Source organism: Nguyenibacter vanlangensis (genome assembly GCF_038719015.1).
Classification (GTDB): Bacteria; Pseudomonadota; Alphaproteobacteria; order Acetobacterales; family Acetobacteraceae; genus Gluconacetobacter; species Gluconacetobacter vanlangensis.
Window position 1 is genome coordinate 4,365,764 of the sequence record NZ_CP152276.1, and the last position, 18,653, is coordinate 4,384,416.

Here is an 18,653-nt window from a genome sequence, read left to right on the forward strand (position 1 = left end):
TTCAGACATCCTGTTGGGAGAGAGGAGCACGCCGGCCCATCAGGCCGGCGGTCAGGGAGAGGTAACGGGCGCGGCACCAGGCGCCGAGCCGGTCGAGATAGAGATAGACGACCGGCGTGGTAAACAGCGTCAGCGCCTGGCTGACGACCAGCCCGCCGACGATGGCGATCCCCAGCGGGCGCCGCAGTTCCGAGCCATAGCCATGGCCCACGATCAGCGGCAGCGCCCCCAGGGCGGCGGCCAGGGTCGTCATCATGATCGGGCGGAAGCGCAGCAGGCAGGCGGTGCGGATCGCATGATGCGGGCTCGCGCCCTCGCGCTCGGCCACGATGGCGAAATCCACCAGCATGATCGCGTTCTTCTTCACGATGCCGATCAGCAGGATCACCCCGATCATCGCGATCAGCGAGAAATCCTCCCCCGCCAGGTCCAGCGCCAGCAGCGCCCCGACCCCGGCCGAAGGCAGGGTGGACAGGATGGTCAGCGGATGGATGTAGCTCTCGTACAGGATGCCCAGCACCATATAGACCGCGGCCAGGGCGGCCAGGATCAGGATCGGCTCGTTATTGACCGATTTCTGGAACTGCGCCGCATTGCCGGCGAAGCCGCCATGGATGTCGGACGGCATATGCAGCCGGATCATCTCGGTCCGGACGATCTGCACCGCCTCGTCCAGCGGCACCCCGGTCGCCAGGTTGAAGGATACGGTGGTCGCCACCGACTGGTCCTGGTGGTTGACCGACAGCGGCGTCAGTTGCGGCACCGTGTTCGATACGATCTGCAGCGGCACCATGGTCTCGGAACTGGTCGATACGGCCGATCCGTTCGACGCCCCGTTCCCGCCGGCCAGGCTGTTGGCGATCTGGTTGCGGAAGGACTGGCTGCTCAGGCCGGCGGCGCCGCTCGCCGCCGCCGTGCCGGGCACGCGGATCGTGTTCGCCCGCGTGCCGCCGCCGGCCGTCCCGCCGGCGGTACTGACCCAGACCTGCTTCAGGCTGTCGGGATTCTGCCAGAAGCGCGGCTCGACCTCCATCACCACCCGATACTGGTTCAGCGCGTTATGGATGACCGACGCCGCCCGCTGGCCATAGGCGTCGTACAGCGTGTTGGCGACCAGTTGCGGCGTCAGGCTGGTGCGGGCCGCGGTATTGCGGTCCAGCGCCACGTTCAGCGCCGATCCCCCCTGCTGCACGTCCGACGAGACGTCGGTCAGTTCCGGATGCGCCTGCAATGCGCTGACCAGCTTGGGTGTCCATTCATACAGCTCGGTCGGCGAGTCCGATTCCAGCGTGTATTGATAGGCCGCGTTGCTCTGCCGCGCCCCCATGTGCAGCGTGCTGGGCGCCATGGCATAGAAGCGCGCGCCCACCATGTTGTGCAGCCGCCAGCCGATCCGCGCGATCGTCGTGCTGGGCGGATCGGCGCGTTCGGCCTTGTCCTTCAGCGAGACGAAGAAATTGGCCTGGTTCGCCGATCCGCGGCCGCCGATGAAGCTGACCACGTCGGCCACGTCCGGATCCGCCAGGATGGCGCGCTGCACCAGGTCCATATGGCGGGTCATGGCCTGGAAGGAAATCGACTGGTCCCCCATCAGGCGGCCCATCAGCAGGCCGGTATCGCTGTCGGGGAAGAACCCCTTGGGCATGTGGACGAACAGCGCGACCATCAGCAGCACGGTGCAGGGCAGGGACATCAGCATCACGCGCGGATGGCGCAGCGCGCCGTCCAGCATCCCGGCATAGGCACCCTGCAGCCCGTCCAGCCCCCGCTCCAGCATCCCGCCCACCCGCTGCCACAGGCCGGAGGCGGCGGCGTCCCCGCCATGCGGCCGCAGCACCTGCGCCGCCATCATCGGGCTCAGCGTCAGCGACAGGATCATCGACACCAGGATGGTGATCGACATCGTCATCGCGAATTCATGGAACAGCCGGCCCGCCACGCCGCCCATCAGCAGGATCGGCAGGAACACCGCGATCAGCGAGACCGAGATCGAGAAGACGGTAAACGCCACCTCCTGCGCGCCCAGCAGCGTGGCCTCCAGCCGCCCGGCGCCGGCCTCCAGGTGCCGGCTGATATTCTCGATCACCACGATGGCGTCGTCGACCACGAACCCGGTCGAGACCGTCAGCGCCATCAGCGACAGGTTGTCCAGCGAATAGCCCAGCAACTGCATCGCGCCGAAGGTCGCGACGATCGAGGTCGGCACCACGATCGCGGGGATCAGCGTGGTGCGCGCCGAACGCAGGAACACCAGCACCACCAGCACCACCAGCACGACCGAGATCACCAGCGTGTATTGCGTATCGGCCAGCGCCGCGCGAATGGTCACCGAACGGTCCAGCACGCTGTGCAACTGCACGCTGGGCGGCAGCGCGGCGCGCAGCGCCGGCAGTTGCGCATTGATCTGGTCGATCGTGCGGATCACGTTCGCGCCCGACTGCGCGAAGATGATCGCCAGCACCGCCTGCTGCCGGTTGTAATAGCCGGCATTGCGCAGATCCTCGACCCCGTCATTCACCCGCGCCACGTCCGACAGCCGCACCGGCCGGCTGTTGTGATAGGCGACGATCAGGTCGCGATAGGCCTGGGCCTTGCTGGCCTGGTCGTTGGTATCCAGCGTGAAGCGATTGTCGTTCTGGTCGATGAAGCCCTTGGGCGTATTGGCATTGGCCGAGGCCAGCGCCGCGCGCACGTCCTCGAACCCGATCCCGAATTTATAGAGAGGCAGCGGATTCATCTCGACGCGCACCGCCGGCAGCGAACTGCCGCCGACCTCCACCTGGCCCACGCCGCGGATCTGCGACAGGTGCTGCTGCAGGATGTTGGTCGTCATGTCGTACAGCGCCGGCATCGGCTGCGTCGTCGATGTCAGCGCCAGGATCATGATCGGCGCCCCGTTCGGGTTCGCCTTGAAATATTGCGGATTCTGCCGCAGCGACGTCGGCAGGTCGGCGCGCGCCGCCTGCAGCGCCGCCTCGACGTCGCGCGCCGCCCCGTTGATGTCGCGGTTCAGCGAGAACTGCAGCGTGATCCGCGCCTGCCCCTGCGTCGATTGCGACGTCATCTCGGTCACGTCGGCGATCGACCCCAGCCGGCGCTCCAGCGGGGCCGCGACCGAACTGGCGACCTCCTCGGGCGATCCGCCCGGCTGGCGCGCCATGACCTGGATCACCGGGAAATCGACGTTCGGCAGGTCCGCGACCGGCAGCGCGTCATAGCCGATTCCCCCCGCGATCATCAGCGCCAGGGTCAGCAGCATGGTCGCCACCGGCCGCTGGACGAACAGGCGGACGGGATTCATGTCGCCGACCGGACCGCCGCGTCACCGCCGGGCGCGCCGCCACGGCGGCGCAGGCGCAGGCTGATCCGGTCCATCAGCAGATAGATGACCGGGGTGGTGAACAGGGTCAGCAACTGGCTGACCATCAGCCCGCCGACGATGGCGATGCCCAGCGGGCGCCGCAGCTCGGACCCGGTGCCGCTGCCGATCATCATCGGCAGCGCGCCCAGCATGGCGGCCAGGGTGGTCATCAGGATCGGCCGGAAGCGCAGCATGGCGGCACGATGGATCGCGCGCATCGGCGCCAGCCCCTCGACCCGCTCGGCCTCCAGCGCGAAATCGATCATCATGATCGCGTTCTTCTTCACGATGCCGATCAGCAGCACCAGCCCGATGATCCCCATCACGTCCAGCCCGGCGCCGCTCACCTGCAGCGCCAGCAGCGCCCCCACCCCGGCGGAGGGCAGGGTGGACAGGATGGTGACCGGATGGATGAAGCTCTCGTACAGGATGCCCAGCACGATATAGACCGCCACCAGCGCCGCCAGCACCAGCCACAGCTCGTTGCCCAGGCTGTTGCGGAACGCCGCCGCCGTGCCCTGGAACGCGGTCTCGAAGCTGGCCGGCAGGTGCATCGCCCGCTCGACCCGATCGATCGCATTGGTCGCCTCGCCCAGCGCATAGCCCGGCGCCACGTTGAACGAGACCGTGGTGGCCGGGAACTGCCCCACATGGGTGATCAGCAGCGGCGCCGTGCCGCGCGTGACCGTGGTCACCGCCGGCAGCGGCACCAGGCCCGAGGTCGGCGAACGGGTCGGCCCCGTGCTGCTGCCGCCCGAATTGCCGCCGATCCCCGGCAGATACAGCTTGCCCAGCGACGCCAGGTCCTTCTGGAAGGCCGGATCGGCCTCCATGATCACCCGATACTGGTTCGACTGGGTATAGATCGTCGAAATCTGCCGCTGGCCGAACGAATCATACAGCACGTTGTCGATCGTCTGCGGCGTGATCGAGTACCGCGCCCCGGTGGTGCGGTCCAGCGTCACGTGCGCCACCAGCCCCTCGGCCTGCAGGTCGGACGTCACGTCGGCCAGCGCCGGCTCCTTCTGCAGCGCCGCGACGAATTTCGGCACCCAGGTGCGGAACTGGTCGTAATCGGGGTTTTCCAGCGAAAACTGGTACTGGGTGGCCGCCACCGTGGTGTCCAGCGACAGGTCCTGCACCGGCTGCAGATACAGGCTGGCGCCCGGGATGTCGGCGACCTCCTGCTGGATGCGGGCCGCGATCTGGCGCGCCGTCTCGCTGCGTTCGTCATGCGGCTTCAGGTTGATCAGGAACCGCCCCTGGTTCAGCGTCATGTTCTGGCCGTCGATGCCGATGAAGGACGACAGGCTGACTACGTCCGGATCCTGCAGGATGCGCTTGCCCAGTTCCTGCTGGTGGGCCGCCATCGCGTCGAACGACGTCGTCTGCGCCATCACCGAAATGCCCTGCAGCACGCCGGTATCCTGCACGGGGAAGAAACCCTTGGGAATGAACCAGGCCAGCACGCCGGTCAGCGCCAGCGTGCCCACGAAGACCAGCATCGTCAGGATCTGGTGGCGCAGCACCACGTCCAGCGCCCGGCCATAGGCGGCGATCACGCCTTCGGTCCAGCGCTCGACCGTGGCCGACCAGCCATGGGCGCCCGGCCCGTGCGGCCGCTCGCTCAGCAGGCGGGCGCACATCATCGGCACCAGGGTCAGCGAGACGATCGCCGAGATGATGATCGTCACCGACAGGGTGATGGCGAATTCATGGAACAGCCGCCCCACCACGTCGCCCATGAACAGCAGCGGGATCAGCACCGCGATCAGCGACACGGTCAGCGAGATGATGGTGAAGCCGATCTCCCCCGCGCCCTTCAGCGCCGCGGTCATGCGGTCGTCGCCCATCTCGATATAGCGGGCGATGTTCTCGATCATGACGATCGCGTCGTCGACCACGAACCCGGTGGCGATCGTCAGCGACATCAGCGACAGATTATCCAGCGAGAAGCCCAGCAGGTACATCACCGCCAGCGTGCCGACCAGCGACAGCGGCACCGACAGGCTGGGAATGATCGTCGCCGGCACGTTGCGCAGGAAGACGAAGATCACCGCCACCACCAGCGCCATGGCCAGCCCCAGCTCGAACTCGACGTCGGCGACCGAGGCACGGATCGTGGTCGTCCGGTCGGTCAGCGGCGTGATCGTGATCCCGGGCGGCAGCGACTGGCGCAGTTGCGGCAGCGCGTATTTGATGTTGTCGACGACCGAGATCACGTTGGCGCCCGGCTGGCGCTGCACGTTCAGTACCAGCGCCGGCGTGCGGTTCGACCAGGCGGCCAACTGGGTGTTCTCGGGTCCCTGCACCACGCTCGCCACGTCGCGCAGCCGCACCGGCCCGCTGTTCTGATAGGCGATGACCTGGTTCAGCAACTGGTCCACGCCCGCGATCTGCCCGTCGACCCGCAGGGTCGCCGCCTGCTGCGCCCCGTCGAACGTCCCGGTGGGCGAATTGACGTTCACATTGCCGATCGTCGTGCGCAGCGTGTCCATGTCCAGGCCGAACGAGGTCAGCTTCGGCACGTTGACCCGCACCCGGATCGCCTTGCGGTTGCCGCCCGACAGCGTGACCAGGCCCACGCCGGAAATCTGGCTGATCTTCTGCGCCAGGCGCGTATAGACATAATCCTCGACGTCGGTCAGCGGCATCGTCTTCGAGGTGATGCCCAGGGTCAGCACCGGCGTGTCCGCCGGGTTCACCTTGGCATAGATCGGCGGCGCCGGCAGGTCGGAGGGCAGCAGCATCTGCGCCTGGTTGATCGCCGCCTGGACCTCCTGCTCCGCCACGTCCATCGACATCGTCAGCCCGAAGCGCAGGGTCACCAGCGACGCCCCGCCCGAGGATTGCGACGTCATCTGGTCCAGCCCCGGCATCTGGCCGAACTGCGTCTCCAGCGGCGCGGTGACCGAGGTAGCCATCACGTCCGGCCCCGCGCCGGGATAGAAGGTCTGGACCATGATGGTCGGATATTCGACCTGCGGCAGCGCCGAGACCGGCAGGAAATGATAGCCCAGCATGCCCGCCAGCATGATGGCCAGCATCAGCAGCGTCGTGGCGACGGGACGTTCGATAAACAGGCGGGACGGATTCACGCGGGATTCTCCGGCATGGGACGACGGACCAGGGGGCGGGCGCGCTTACGGCTGGCCCTGGGACTGGCCCTGGGACTGGCCTGGAGACTGACCCTGGGGCTGGCCCCCCGACGGAGCCTGACCCTGGCCACCCTGATTCTGGCCACCATTGCCCTGGCCGCCATCATGCCGGCGATGATGCCAGCCGCCCGCGCCAGGCTGCGTGCCGCCGCCGTTCGCGCCCGCCGCCGGCGCGCCGGTGGCGATCGTGTTGCCGGCCGCGGGGATGGTGATCTTCGCGCCGGCATGCAGCCGGTCGGTCCCGTCGGTCACCACGCGCTCGCCCGCCTTCAGGCCCGATCGCACGACCACGACGTCGCCATGCGTCGGCCCGGTCCTGATGTCGCGGATCGCCACCGTGTCGTCGGGCTGCACGACATAGGCGAACGGCCCGTTCGGGCCGGTCTGCACCGCCGTGGTCGGCACCAGCAGCACGTTATGCTCGGTATTCACCAGCAGGTGCGCGTTGACGAACTGGTTGGGGAACAGCGTCTCGTCCTGGTTCGGGAAGATCGCGCGCATGCGCACCGTGCCCGTCGAGGTATCGATCTGGCTGTCCAGCACAGTGACGGCACCGTCGGCGATCTTGCGCGTATTGCTGCTGTCCCAGGCCGCGACCGGCAGGGCCACGCCGCTGCGCAACCGGTCCGCCACCGCCCCCAGCTCGGTCTCGGGCAGGGTGAAGATGACCGAGATCGGCTGCATCTGCGTCAGGATCACCAGCCCGTTGGTCTGCCCCGCGGTAACGTAGTTGCCCATGTCGACCTGGCGGATGCCCACCCGCCCGTCGACCGGCGCGGTCACGTGGCAATAGATGATCTGCAGCTTCTGGTTGTCGACCTGGGCCTGGTCGACCTTCACCGTGCCTTCCAGTTGCGCCACCTTGTATTGCTGGTCCACGGTCGTCTGGGCGGCGATGCTGTTCTGGTGCGACAGGCGCAGATAGCGCTGGTAGTCGATGCGCGCCTGGTCGAGCTGCGCGCGGTCCGACGCCAGTTGCCCCTCATATTGCTCCAGCGCCACGTCGTACGGCCGCGTGTCGATCATCGCCAGCAGGTCGCCCTTCTTCACATGCTGGCCTTCGGTGAACAGGACCCGCGTCAGATAGCCGTCCACCCGCGGCTGGACCGTCACGGTGGTGATGGGCACCACGGTGCCCAGTTCGGTCAGTTCGATCGGCATGTCGCCGCTATGCACGCTGGCCACCGCCACCGGCTGGGCCCCGGTGTTCGCATGGCGGCCATGGCGCCCGCCGCCCGTCGGCGCGTGCGGCCGCAAAAAGGCCGCGGCGATCACTCCGGCGCCGACCAGCGCGGTCCCCCACAGCAGGAAGCGGCGCCGCCGCCTGCCCCGGGCAGGGGCCGTGCCGGTCCCGGCCGCATCCGTCCGCCCCGGACCGGGCGGCGTCTGGTGCGCGGGCGTGTCCGAGGGGTCCAGTGTCGGTTTGTCCATGGTGGTCAGGTCTTCCTCAAATCCTACGACGTCCGCCGATGACGTTTGCGTCTCAACACGCGCTCTGCCGGCACTGTGTAGCAGGTACACCGGCAAATGATGTTAAATCCCTCTTATAGTCGGTGTAGAAATGTAACAGTTTGTCGGTGGCCGCCCAAGATCCGCCTCAAGATCCGCCGGCACGCTTTTTCGACGCCGCGCCCATGCCGCCATGTCGCATTTTCACCCTGGCGGATGGCGGGATCGTGGCGGAAGCGATAGCCTTGCCCCGCGGGTCGTCCCGCCGGCCCCGCCCAGGCGCGCAACCCCGGCCCGGCCGATCCGTTTTCGACCCCAAGGCGGCATGATCCGAAACAGGAGGAAATGCATGACGGACTCCAGCAACGAGGCATTCGCCGATAAGGCGGAAGGCGCGGTCCAGGAAGGCGTGGGCAAGCTCAAGGACGCGGCCGGCGGCCTGACCGGCGACCTCGGCCTGCAGGCCGAAGGCAAGGCCGACGAGATCGCGGGCGTCGCCCGCCAGGAATTCGCCGATCTGTACGAGGAAGGCGAAAGCCGCATCGAGCAGGCCGTTCTGTTCATCCAGGACCGTCCCCTGGTCTCGGTCGGGATCGCCGCCTGCATCGGCCTGCTGCTCGGGCTGCTGGTCCTGCCGTGGCGCAAGGCGAAGGCCTGAATTTCCTCCGCCCTTCGCCCCGGTCGAGTCGCAAGCGGGACAATTTTTTTCCGTTTGAAAGGACTCGTCGTGGAATCAGCATCTTGCGCAACATGGCGTAAAGATGGTTTCCATCCAGTCAGGACGTGATTCGGTGTGCGAATCGGGCGGCGGCGCCCGATGCGCCACCGATCGGGAAGGGGTGGATGCCGGATTACGCGCGTGAGTTGCAGCATGGCGGCCGAGTCGCCGGGGTGGACGAAGTCGGACGCGGACCGCTGGCCGGGCCCGTGGTGGCGGCCGCGGTGATGTTCGAATCCGGCGTGCCGCGCCGGCTGGCCGCGCTCCTGGACGATTCCAAGAAATTGAGTCCGCCGGCGCGCCTGCGCGCCTATGCCGCGCTGCGGGCCGCGCGCGGCGCGCATGTCGCAGTGGCGGCCGCCTCGGTCGCCGAAATCGCGCGCCTCAACATCCTGCACGCCGCTTTCCTGGCCATGCGCCGCGCGGTGGCGCGCCTGCCCTGCGCGCCCGACATGGTGCTGGTGGACGGCAACGCCGCGCCCGATTTCGGCTGCCCGGTCGAATGCGTCGTCGGCGGCGACGGCGAATGCCTGTCGATCGCCGCCGCCTCGATCGTCGCCAAGGTCACCCGCGACCGGCTGATGGAGCGGCTGTCGCGGCGCTGGCCCGCCTATGGGTGGGAACGCAATGCCGGCTACGCCACCGCCGCACATCGCGACGCGCTGCACCGGGCCGGCGCCACGCCGCACCATCGCGACGCGTTCGGCACGGTCCGCCAGTTGGCGCTCGACCTGGCCGCGCGGCAGGATTCCGGCCTCGGGGCGATGTCATGAGCGGCGCCGTCCTGATGGAACTGCCCCTCGACCAGATCCTGCGCGGCGACTGCGTCGAGGTGATGCAGACCTTGCCCACGGGTTCGATCGACTGCATCTTCGCCGATCCGCCATACAATCTGCAGTTGCGTGGCGAACTGCGCCGCCCCGACGACAGCGTGGTGGACGGCGTCGACGACGATTGGGACAAATTCGCCGATCTCGCGGAATATGACCGCTTCACCCGCGCCTGGCTGGCCGAAGCCCGGCGCCTGCTGCGCAAGGACGGCACGATCTGGGTGATCGGCTCGTATCACAACATCTTCCGCCTCGGCGCCATCCTGCAGGATCTGGGATTCTGGATCCTCAACGACATCATCTGGCGCAAATCCAACCCGATGCCGAATTTCCGCGGCCGGCGCTTCACCAACGCGCACGAGACCCTGATCTGGGCGGCGCGCGGGCCGGACAGCCGCTATCGCTTCAACTACCAGGCGATGAAGGCGCTGAACGACGACGTGCAGATGCGCTCGGACTGGTACCTGCCGCTCTGCACCGGGGGCGAGCGGCTGCGCAACGCCCACGGGCTGAAACTGCACCCGACGCAGAAGCCCGAAAGCCTGCTGCATCGCGTGCTGATCGCTTCGACCAATGTCGACGACATCGTGCTCGACCCGTTCGCCGGCACCGGCACGACCACCGCCATGGCCCGCCGCCTGCGCCGCCGCTATATCGGCATCGAACGCCACCCGGACTATGCCGAGGCCGCGATAGGCCGCGCCCGCCGCGAACGCCCGGTGCCGCTGGACAGCGTGCTGACCACGCCGGCCAAGCGCGAAATCCCGCGCATCCCCTTCGGCAGCCTGGTCGAACGCGGCCTGCTGCCCGCCGGCACCCTGCTCTACGATCGTCAGAAGCGCGTCTCGGCCACCGTCTCGCCCGACGGCACACTGGTCAGCGGCACGCAACGCGGCTCGATCCACAAGCTGGGGGCCCTGCTGACCAACGCGCCGTCCTGCAATGGCTGGACCTTCTGGCACCTGCAGCGCGACGACCGGATGATCCCCCTCGACACGCTCAGGGGCGAAGCGCTGACCCAGGACGGTAACGTCCAGGACAGCCACGTTCAGGACGGCAACATCCAGGCAGGCGACGTCCAGGACGGCGGCACGGGCTGACACCCCGCGCGCCTCACCCGCCGTCAGTCACCATCCAGGGGGCATTCGTCCCGGGGGCATCGTCCAGGCTGGCGGGTCAGCTCCCGCCGAAGCCCAGAAAGCCGATTTCGGGCTGCGCCGTCCCGCCATCCTGGGCATAGCGGTGGGTCGCCGTCACCATCACGCCGCTGCCGCGCTTGCCGTGGCTGCTGCCGTTGATGCTGATATGGCCGCTGCCGTTGCGCATCTCGACGCCCGAATTGGTCGTCGACGCCGCGATCACATGGCCGTCGTTCAGCGTGCGCAGCGACAGCAGCAGAAAGGTGATGTCGTTGCGGTTCAGGTCGATCGCCATGTCCAGCGGCGTCTGGCCCAGCACGTTGTGCGCTTCCATGTCCGCGCCACGGTTCAGCGCCTCCTTGGCCGCGTTCAGGCTGCCGCGATTGACCGCGTCGAACAGCGCGTCGGTCGGGTTCATGTCGCCATTGGCGTGCCCGGCGACCTCCTCGTTGGATTCCGCGCCGGGCAGGGCGGCCGGCGGGGCCGCGGCCTTGGCGGCACGGCGGGCCTCGGCCTGCTTGGCGGCGTCGGCCGCCTCGGCCTCGGCCTCCGCGTCGTCGTCGCTCTGGGCGTGGGCGAACTGCATGGGGGCGACAAACACCGCTCCGCCGGCCAGCAGCGCGATGAATAGAAGGCGGATGGCGTTTCTGGCAATCATGGATCGTCTCAGTGACACTCGTCTCGATGACAGGGGCACCCTGTCCGGGGCGGATGCTGGCCGCCAGAAGGGCGCGGGTCGGGCCGGCGCCCCTTCATAGTCCAGATCCCATGGGGATGCGACGGAAATCGCACTGCGTCCCTGTGCAATCATGAACGTTTTGCCAATGAAGCGCGTTGCATGTCCGTCCCTTCACCTTCCCTCGCGCCACCAGCCCAGCAGCAGCAGCCCGCCGGCCAGCACCGCCACCACCCAGCCCGGCAGCAGGGGCCGCGCCGTCCGCCCGGTGACCAGCCGCGCATCGCGTTGCGGAAAGCCGATCCATCCGGGTCCCGACACCGCGCCGGCGGCCGGCGCATGCAGCACGGGCAATGCCGGATGCGCCGCATCCGCGCCCAGCCAGGACACGCCGCCCCCCGTCCGCGCCGCCTGGGGCGACAGCAGGGCGGCGGTCGCGCGCAGGTCGGAAAACTCCAGCGGATCGGCGCTCACCGGGGCCGCGAAAGCGCGATGGGTGCCGTCATCCGCCGTCCAGATCCCGGGCTGCGCCGCCGGCAATTCCGCTTCCGACACCCCGGTCGCCACCGGATGCAGCGCCACGCGCCGCGTCGTGCCGTCCGGCGCGGTGATCGCCACGTCGCGCGGGCCCGTCGCTGCGGCGGTGCGGTGCGTCACCACCAGCCTGCCGTCGGCGATCGCGGCGCTCAGTTGCTCCTCCTCCAGCTCCGGCTCCTTCATCAGCCAGTGCGAGACCCGCCGCAGCAGGTCCGATTGCGGGCCGCCGCCGCCCTCGCCATGCGACCACAGCCAGATCTGGTCGGACAGCAGCAGCGCCACCCGCCCGCGCTCCACCCGGTCCAGCACCAGCAGCGGCGTATGGTCCGGACCGTCCATCAGCACCGTGCCGCGCGTGGTATCGGCCTTCAGCGCGCGATACCACGGCCCCCATTGCGCATCATGGCCGTCCGGCGCGCTGCCCGCGCCCGGCAGGTCGGCGGTCACCGGGTGGCGGTGGCCGGCCGGGGTCAATGCGGGGCGGAAACGCTGCTCGACCATGCCCCCCGCCTCGGGCACGTGCGCCGGCAGGATGTCGCCCACCGGCGTGTCCTGCAGCGATCCCGGGCCCAGGAATTCCGGCCCCCCGATCAGCAGCAGCCCGCCGCCGCCCCGCACATAGTCGGCGATGTTCTCCAGATAGGTCCGCGGCAGGATCGCCCGGTTCTCGAACCCGTCCAGGATGATCAGGTCGAACTGCCCGATCTTCTGCTGGAACAGCTCGCGCACCGGAAAGGCGATCAGCGCCAGGTCCGACAGCGGCGTGCCGTCATCCTTGTCGGGCGGCCGCAGGATGGTGAAATGCACCAGGTCGACCGACGGGTCGGCCTTCAGCAGCCGCCGCCAGACCCGCTCGCCCTGGTTCGGCGTGCCCGAGACCAGCAGCACGCGCAGCCGGTCGCGCACGCCGTTGATCCGCACCACGTCCTGGTTGTTCGCGGTCGAGACCTCGCCGGGCAGCGCCGAGGCCGTCAGCCCCACCAGCAGCGGCCCGGGCCGGGTGATCGGCAGGGTGATCTCCTGCGGCGTCCCGGTGCGGATGCGTTCGTGCAGCGGCGCCTCGCCGCCCTGGGTCAGGGTCAGGTCCGCCCGGCCGTCGGCCGCCGGGTGCGGGCCCAGGTCGTCCACCTCCACCCGCAGGGTCGCGGTCTGGCCGACGATGGCATAAGGCGGCGCCTGCAGGATGCGCAGCCGCCGGTCCGTCTCCTCGCCCTGTCCGGTCAGCAGCACATGCAGCGGCAGAACGGCGCGGCGCCCGTCGGCGCCCGCCGGGCGCAACCGCTCCGGCGGCACGGACGGCAGATCGTGGTCCTGCCCGTCCGTCACCAGGATCGCGCCGGCCAGCCGCGCGGGCGGAATGTCCGCCGCCGCCTCGTCCAGCGCCGCGAACAGGCGCGTGCCGTCATGGCGGCCGCCGCGCACCGTCACCATGCGGACCGACAGCCCCGGCAGGCGCGCCGCCTGCGCCTGGATCAGCTCCGCCGCGCGCCGGGCGACCGCCGCGCGCTGGCCGATCGCCATCGACGGCGTCTGGTCCACCACCAGCAGCGCGGTCTCGGGCAGGCTCTGCCCCACGTCGCGAATGCGCTCGGGCCCCGCCAGCCACAGCAGCAGCACAGCGCCCGCCGCCACGCGCCACAGCGTGCCGCGCGCCCGCCGCGCCAGCCCCGCAACCCCGGCCAGCACCACCAGCGCCGCCAGCCCGTACAGGACCGCCGCCGGCACCAGCGGCGCATAATCGATCGCCGTAAAATCGAGGCGCAGCGCGTGCGGGCCGGGCATCGTCATTCCCCCAGCCGCCGCAGCAGCGCCGGCACATGGACCTGGTCGGCCTTGTAATTGCCGGTCAGCGCATACAGCACCGCGTTCACCCCGAACCGGTACGCCGTCACGCGCTGCGCGTCGCCGGCCGGCATGGTGGCATAGGGCGTGTCGCCCTGCGCATCCACCGCCCAGGCATGCGCCCAGTCGCTGGCGCCGATGATCACGGGGCTGACCCCGTCATTGCTGCTGTCGCCCTCGCGCGCCACCCAGACCGGCAGCCCGTCATACCGGCCCGGAAAATCATGCAGCAGGTAGAATGTATGCGCCAGCACGTGCCGGTCGGTCAGCCGGGTCAGCGGCGGAACGTCCAGCCCCTCGGTCATCCGTCGCAGCGCCGCCAGGCTGCCCGGCGCCGGGGCCGCGAAATCGTCATGCGCCGCCTCCGGGCCGGCGGGATCGACCCCCTGCCCGTCGATCAGCAGGATCCCCCCATGGCGCATATAGGCGTTCAGCGCCGCGCTGCGCGCCGGATCGGCCTTCGCGTCCGCCGTGACCGGCCAGTACAGCATGGGGTAATAGGACAGGTCGTCGCGCCCCGGCACCACGCCGTCCGGATGGCCCAGCACGGCCGAGGTCCGGGCATTGGCATAATCCGACAGGCCCTGCAGCCCTTCGCGCGACACGTTGTCCACGTCCGCATGCCCGGTCAGGACATATCCCAGCCGCGTCTCCAGCGCGGCGCCCGGCACCGCCTCCGCCGCCCGCGCGGAGGTGGCCGGCCCGCCCGCCAGCAATACCGCCAGCCCCAGCACCGCTCGGCCCCGCTTTCCACCCAGCCGCCCCGCCCGCAGCAGCAGCGTCAGCAGCGCATCCGCCACCAGCAGCAGCAGCCCGGCGGCCACCAGGTCCGGCCCCGGCACGATGTCGCGCGCCGCGCCGCTCAGGCTCATGGTCCGGCCGATCGCCGCCTGCGCGGCCAGCGGACCGGCCGCATCGCCCAGGTTCAGCGCCCGCCGCGCCGCGCGGGGGCCGTACAGCCCGGGCGGATGGGCGGCCGACGCCGCCGCGCGGCCGAACGCATCCGCCGCCAGCGCCCGCGCCCCGGGCGGCGGCGGGCCCAGCACCGCCGCGTCGTCCAGCGTCATGTAGGGGGCGAGCATCGCGTGCCCCGCCGGGGTCTCCACCCCGGCCGCGCGCTCGGTCAGGCGGCGCAGCATCCCCACGAACAGGCCCGACAGCGGCAGGTCCGACCAGTCCGCGGTGCTGGTCACATGAAACAGCACGATCTCGCCGGCCCCCAGCGCGGCATGAGTGACCAGCGGCGTCCCGTCGGCCAGCCGCGCCCAGCTATGGTCGGCCAGTTCCGGCCCCGGCCGCGCCAGCACCTGGCGCGACACGGTCACGTCCGCCGGGATCGCCAGCCCGTGAAAGGGCGATTCGTCGGGGAAGGGGGCCAGATGCTCCGGCTTGCCCCAGGACATCGCCCCGCCCAGTTGGCGCTCGCCCTCCATCAGCGGCACGGGCAGCAGATCGTCGCGCGGCGGGGCCGCCGCCGCGGTTTCCCCGTCCGCGTCGTCCGGCGCCGCGTCGGGGGCGCCGGCCAGCGCGCCGTCCGGCACGGCATTCAGCAGCGGCCCGGCAAAGCGGACCAGCATCCCGCCCTTGCGCACCCAGCCGGCCACCGCCTGGCGGGCGGCAGGGCTGTCCAGCGCCCCGTCCGGAGCGATCAGCACCGAAAGCGGCCGCGCCAGCAGCCCGGCCACGCTTCCCTCGCGCAGTTCCGCCGTCGGCGCCAGCGCCCGCCGCAGATAGAACAGCGGTCCCACCAGCGGCGTATCGGTCTCCGCCACCCCGATCAGCCCGACCGGCCGCCGCCGGTCGCCCTCGTCCAGCAGCCGCACCCCGGCCGGCCCCGGCATCTCCTGCAGCACCAGCCGGTCGATCCGGTTGCGCAGCTCGACCGGGATCGCGGCCCGGCCCGCCGCGCGGTCCGCCCCCGCCGGCACCGCAACGGGCACCAGCGTCAGCACGCCGCCATCCGCCGTTTCGGCCCGCACGGTCCATTGCCGCGGCTGCGGCTGCGGCAGCACGTCCAGCGCCACCCGCAGCCCGTCATTGTGCGACCCGTCATTCTGCGACCCGTCATTTCGGGACGCCTCGTTTTGGGATGGGGGGACCAGCGCCGCGATCGTCGCCTCGGGCGCGCGCAGGGTCCGCACCGGGCCGATCGCCGCCAGTGCCGTGGCGAACGCCGCATCGCCCGGCCCCGCCAGCCCGTCCGTGACATAGACCACCGGCCCCCGCCACCCACCGGCCGCCAGGCGGCGCAGCGCCCGCGCCGCTTCCGCCCGATCGGTGCCCCACGGCATGGGCCGCATCGTGTCCACCATGCCGCGCAGCAGGCCGGGCGACATCACCGCGCCCGCCTCCGGCGCCGCGTCGTCCGGCCCCGGCGCCGTAGTCAGCAGCCGCGCCCGCCGCCCGGCGCGGGCCGCCCGGTCCAGCACGGCATCCAGCGCCGCCAGTCGACGCGGCCAGCCCGGCACGGCGGCCCACCCATCGTCGACGACCAGCAGCGGATCGCCCGGCAGCGCGTCATCGGCCGCCTGGCGCGGCACCACCGGCCCGGCCAGCCCGACGATCATCAGCCCCAGCGCCGCGCAGCGCAGCAGCAGCAGCCAGGGCGGCGCGGTGGCCGCCTCGGTCACCTTCGCATGCAGGCCACGCAGCAGCATGATCGCCGGAAAGACCTGCCGCCGCGGCGCCGGCGGCAGCGCACGCAGCAGCAGCCACACCGCCGGCAGCACCGCCAGCGCCGCCAGCAGCCATGGCGCCTGGAAGATCATGGCCCGAATCCCCTTCGGCCGACCCCTCTCTCCGACGGATTCTTTTCCGACAGGGCCTCATACAGCGCCAGCAGCGCCTGCTCCGGCCTCTGGTCGGTCAGGTGGCGGATCATGTCATGCCCGGTGGCGCGGCACAGCGCGGCCAGGTCCGCCTGGTGCCGCGCATAGGCGTCGCGATAGGCGGCGCGCACCCCCTCGACTCCCGACAGGGTCATCTCCGCTTCGTCCTCCAGCCCGGCAAAGCGGACGCGCCCGCCATAGGGCAGGCCGGCCTCGGCCGGGTCGTTGACCAGCAGCAGATGGGCCCGCGCCGGCCGGGCCGCCAGCCCGCGCAGCATCCGCGCCAGAGGCCCATCCCCGATCAGCCCATCGGTCAGCAGCACGACCCGCGCATGGCGGGGCACCTGCTCCGGATGCGGCAACGCCACATTGTCGGGCGCCGCAATCATGGCGCGCAGCATCGCCACCCCCAGCCGCTCCAGCGCCGCCCGCCCGCCCGGCGCGACGTCGATCGTGGCCGTCGCGTCCAGCAGCCGCACCCGCTCCCCCGCGCGCAGCAGCACCGCTCCCAATGTCAGGCCCATCAGCATCGCCCGCTCGGCCTTGGACGGCAGCGTCCGGCCGGAACGCCAGCGCATCGACGCGCTGGGGTCGCACCACAGGCACACGGTCTGCGCCGCCTCGGCCTCGGTTTCGCGGACATAGGCGCGGGCGCTCCGCGCCGATTGCCGCCAGTCGATGCGGGTGACCGGCTCGCCCGGCTGGGCGGGGCGGAACTGCCAGAAATCCTCGCCCGGGCCCGCCCGCCGCCGCCCATGCCGCCCGGCGGTCAGGCTGGCCGCGATCCGCTGCGCCGCCAGCAGCAGATCAGGCATGCGTGCTGCCAGGGTCTCCGCCGCCAGGGTATCTGGTGCCAGGGTCTCTGGTGCCAAAGTTCCAGCCGCCGGCGGCAGCGGCGGGGCACCCGATGGCGCGGCACGGGACTCGGGTTCCCGCAAGGCCACGCCGTCCGACCACGGCCGGACGCGCGCCAGAAGGCGGCGCAGGATGGCGGATCGCGTCACCGCGGCAATCAGTCCAGGGTGCCCAGCAAGCCGTCGATCAGTTCGGGCAGGCTCCTGTTCTCGGCCCGGGCGGCAAAGCTCAGGGCCATGCGGTGCGCCAGCACCGGCCGCGCCAGGGCGGCGATGTCGTCGATGCTGGGGGACAGGCGCCCGTCCATCAGCGCCCGCGCCCGGCTGGTCAGCATCAGCGCCTGCGCCGCGCGCGGGCCCGGCCCCCATGCCAGCGCCTCGCGCAGGCGCGGGTCGCTGGTGGTCTCGGGCCGGGCCTCGCGCACCAGCCGCACGATCGCGTCCACCACCTTGTCGCCCACCGGCAGCGCGCGCACCAGGCGCTGCGCCTCGGCCAGCGCGCGGTCGCTCAGCACCGGCACCGGCGCCGCGTCCTCGGCTCCCGTGGTGGCCAGCAGCATGGTCCGCTCGGCGGCCGCATCGGGAAAGGTCAGCGGAATCTGCAGCATGAACCGGTCCAGTTGCGCTTCCGGCAGCGGATAGGTCCCTTCCTGTTCAATCGGGTTCTGGGTGGCCAGCACATGGAACGGGCTGGGCAGCGCGTGGTCGGTGCCGGCGATCGCCACCCGGTGCTCCTGCATCGCCTGCAGCAGCGCCGATTGCGTGCGCGGGCTGGCGCGGTTGATCTCGTCGGCCATCAGCAACTGGCAGAAGACCGGCCCGCGCACGAAGCGGAAGCTGCGATGCCCATGCTCGTCCTCGTCCAGGATCTCGCTGCCGGTGATGTCCGACGGCATCAGGTCGGGCGTGAACTGCACGCGCCGCGCATCCAGCCCCAGCACGATGCCCAGCGTGGTGACCAGCTTGGTCTTGCCCAGTCCCGGCGCGCCGACCAGCAGTGTGTGGCCCCCGGCCAGGATGCTGACCAGGGTCTGGTCGATCACCGTGCTCTGGCCATGGATGATCCGCCCGATCTCGGCCCGCGCGGCCTGCAGGCTGGCGCCCAGCCGGTCGGCCAGGGCAATGTCGCCGGCGATGCCGGTATCGATCCCGGGGGCCGCCTCGGGGGCCGCCTGGGGCGGGGCGCGCGTCGCATCCGGTGCGGTGGCATGGGGCAGGGCGTCCGATATCGTCATCTCTTCAATCTGACATGTCTGGGGGT

11 protein-coding genes are annotated in these 18,653 nt (G+C 70.6%); 3 read left to right on the forward strand and 8 right to left on the reverse strand.

The window, feature by feature from the left end; translation table 11 throughout:
• Position 1: 1 nt before the first annotated feature.
• Genes AAC691_RS20420 through AAC691_RS20430 form a run of 3 tightly spaced genes read right to left on the reverse strand, consistent with a single transcriptional unit; the run spans position 2 to position 7,950 of the window.
• Positions 2–3,301, reverse strand: a complete 3,300-nt coding sequence (locus AAC691_RS20420) for an efflux RND transporter permease subunit (RefSeq protein WP_342628255.1) — start codon at positions 3,299–3,301, stop codon at positions 2–4.
• Complete coding sequence (locus tag AAC691_RS20425; protein WP_342628256.1) at positions 3,298–6,459, reverse strand: efflux RND transporter permease subunit; 3,162 nt, start codon at positions 6,457–6,459, stop codon at positions 3,298–3,300. The genes AAC691_RS20420 and AAC691_RS20425 overlap by 4 nt, the downstream gene beginning before the upstream one ends.
• A gap of 45 nt (positions 6,460–6,504) precedes the next feature.
• On the reverse strand, positions 6,505–7,950 hold the full coding sequence (locus AAC691_RS20430) for an MdtA/MuxA family multidrug efflux RND transporter periplasmic adaptor subunit (RefSeq protein ID WP_342628257.1): 1,446 nt from the start codon (positions 7,948–7,950) through the stop codon (positions 6,505–6,507).
• A gap of 367 nt (positions 7,951–8,317) precedes the next feature.
• Between AAC691_RS20430 and AAC691_RS20435 the strand changes: the two genes are divergently transcribed.
• The 3 genes from AAC691_RS20435 to AAC691_RS20445 all read left to right on the forward strand — a co-directional run bounded on the left by AAC691_RS20435 (position 8,318) and on the right by AAC691_RS20445 (position 10,616).
• Positions 8,318–8,626, forward strand: coding sequence for a CsbD family protein (locus AAC691_RS20435; RefSeq protein ID WP_342628258.1), 309 nt, complete (start codon positions 8,318–8,320; stop codon positions 8,624–8,626).
• A 185-nt stretch (positions 8,627–8,811) separates the two neighbouring features.
• Positions 8,812–9,459, forward strand: a complete 648-nt coding sequence (locus AAC691_RS20440) for a ribonuclease HII (protein ID WP_342628259.1) — start codon at positions 8,812–8,814, stop codon at positions 9,457–9,459.
• Complete coding sequence (locus AAC691_RS20445; RefSeq protein WP_342628260.1) at positions 9,456–10,616, forward strand: DNA methyltransferase; 1,161 nt, start codon at positions 9,456–9,458, stop codon at positions 10,614–10,616. The genes AAC691_RS20440 and AAC691_RS20445 overlap by 4 nt, the downstream gene beginning before the upstream one ends.
• Before the next feature lie 76 nt (positions 10,617–10,692).
• On the opposite strand, the gene AAC691_RS20450 is transcribed toward AAC691_RS20445, so the two are convergent.
• The 5 genes from AAC691_RS20450 to AAC691_RS20470 all read right to left on the reverse strand — a co-directional run bounded on the left by AAC691_RS20450 (position 10,693) and on the right by AAC691_RS20470 (position 18,627).
• Positions 10,693–11,313 (reverse strand): ankyrin repeat domain-containing protein, encoded by a 621-nt coding sequence (locus AAC691_RS20450; RefSeq protein ID WP_342628261.1) that lies wholly within the window; start codon positions 11,311–11,313, stop codon positions 10,693–10,695.
• A gap of 192 nt (positions 11,314–11,505) precedes the next feature.
• Positions 11,506–13,650, reverse strand: a complete 2,145-nt coding sequence (locus AAC691_RS20455; RefSeq protein WP_342628262.1) for a VWA domain-containing protein — start codon at positions 13,648–13,650, stop codon at positions 11,506–11,508.
• 2 nt (positions 13,651–13,652) lie between these two features.
• Positions 13,653–16,478, reverse strand: coding sequence for a DUF4159 domain-containing protein (locus tag AAC691_RS20460; protein WP_342628263.1), 2,826 nt, complete (start codon positions 16,476–16,478; stop codon positions 13,653–13,655).
• Positions 16,475–17,542, reverse strand: a complete 1,068-nt coding sequence (locus AAC691_RS20465) for a DUF58 domain-containing protein (protein ID WP_342628264.1) — start codon at positions 17,540–17,542, stop codon at positions 16,475–16,477. Before AAC691_RS20465 ends, AAC691_RS20460 begins: the two co-directional genes overlap by 4 nt.
• A gap of 8 nt (positions 17,543–17,550) precedes the next feature.
• Entirely contained in the window at positions 17,551–18,627 is a 1,077-nt protein-coding gene (locus tag AAC691_RS20470; protein ID WP_342628265.1) for a MoxR family ATPase, read from the reverse strand.
• Between the last annotated feature and the right edge of the window lie 26 nt (positions 18,628–18,653).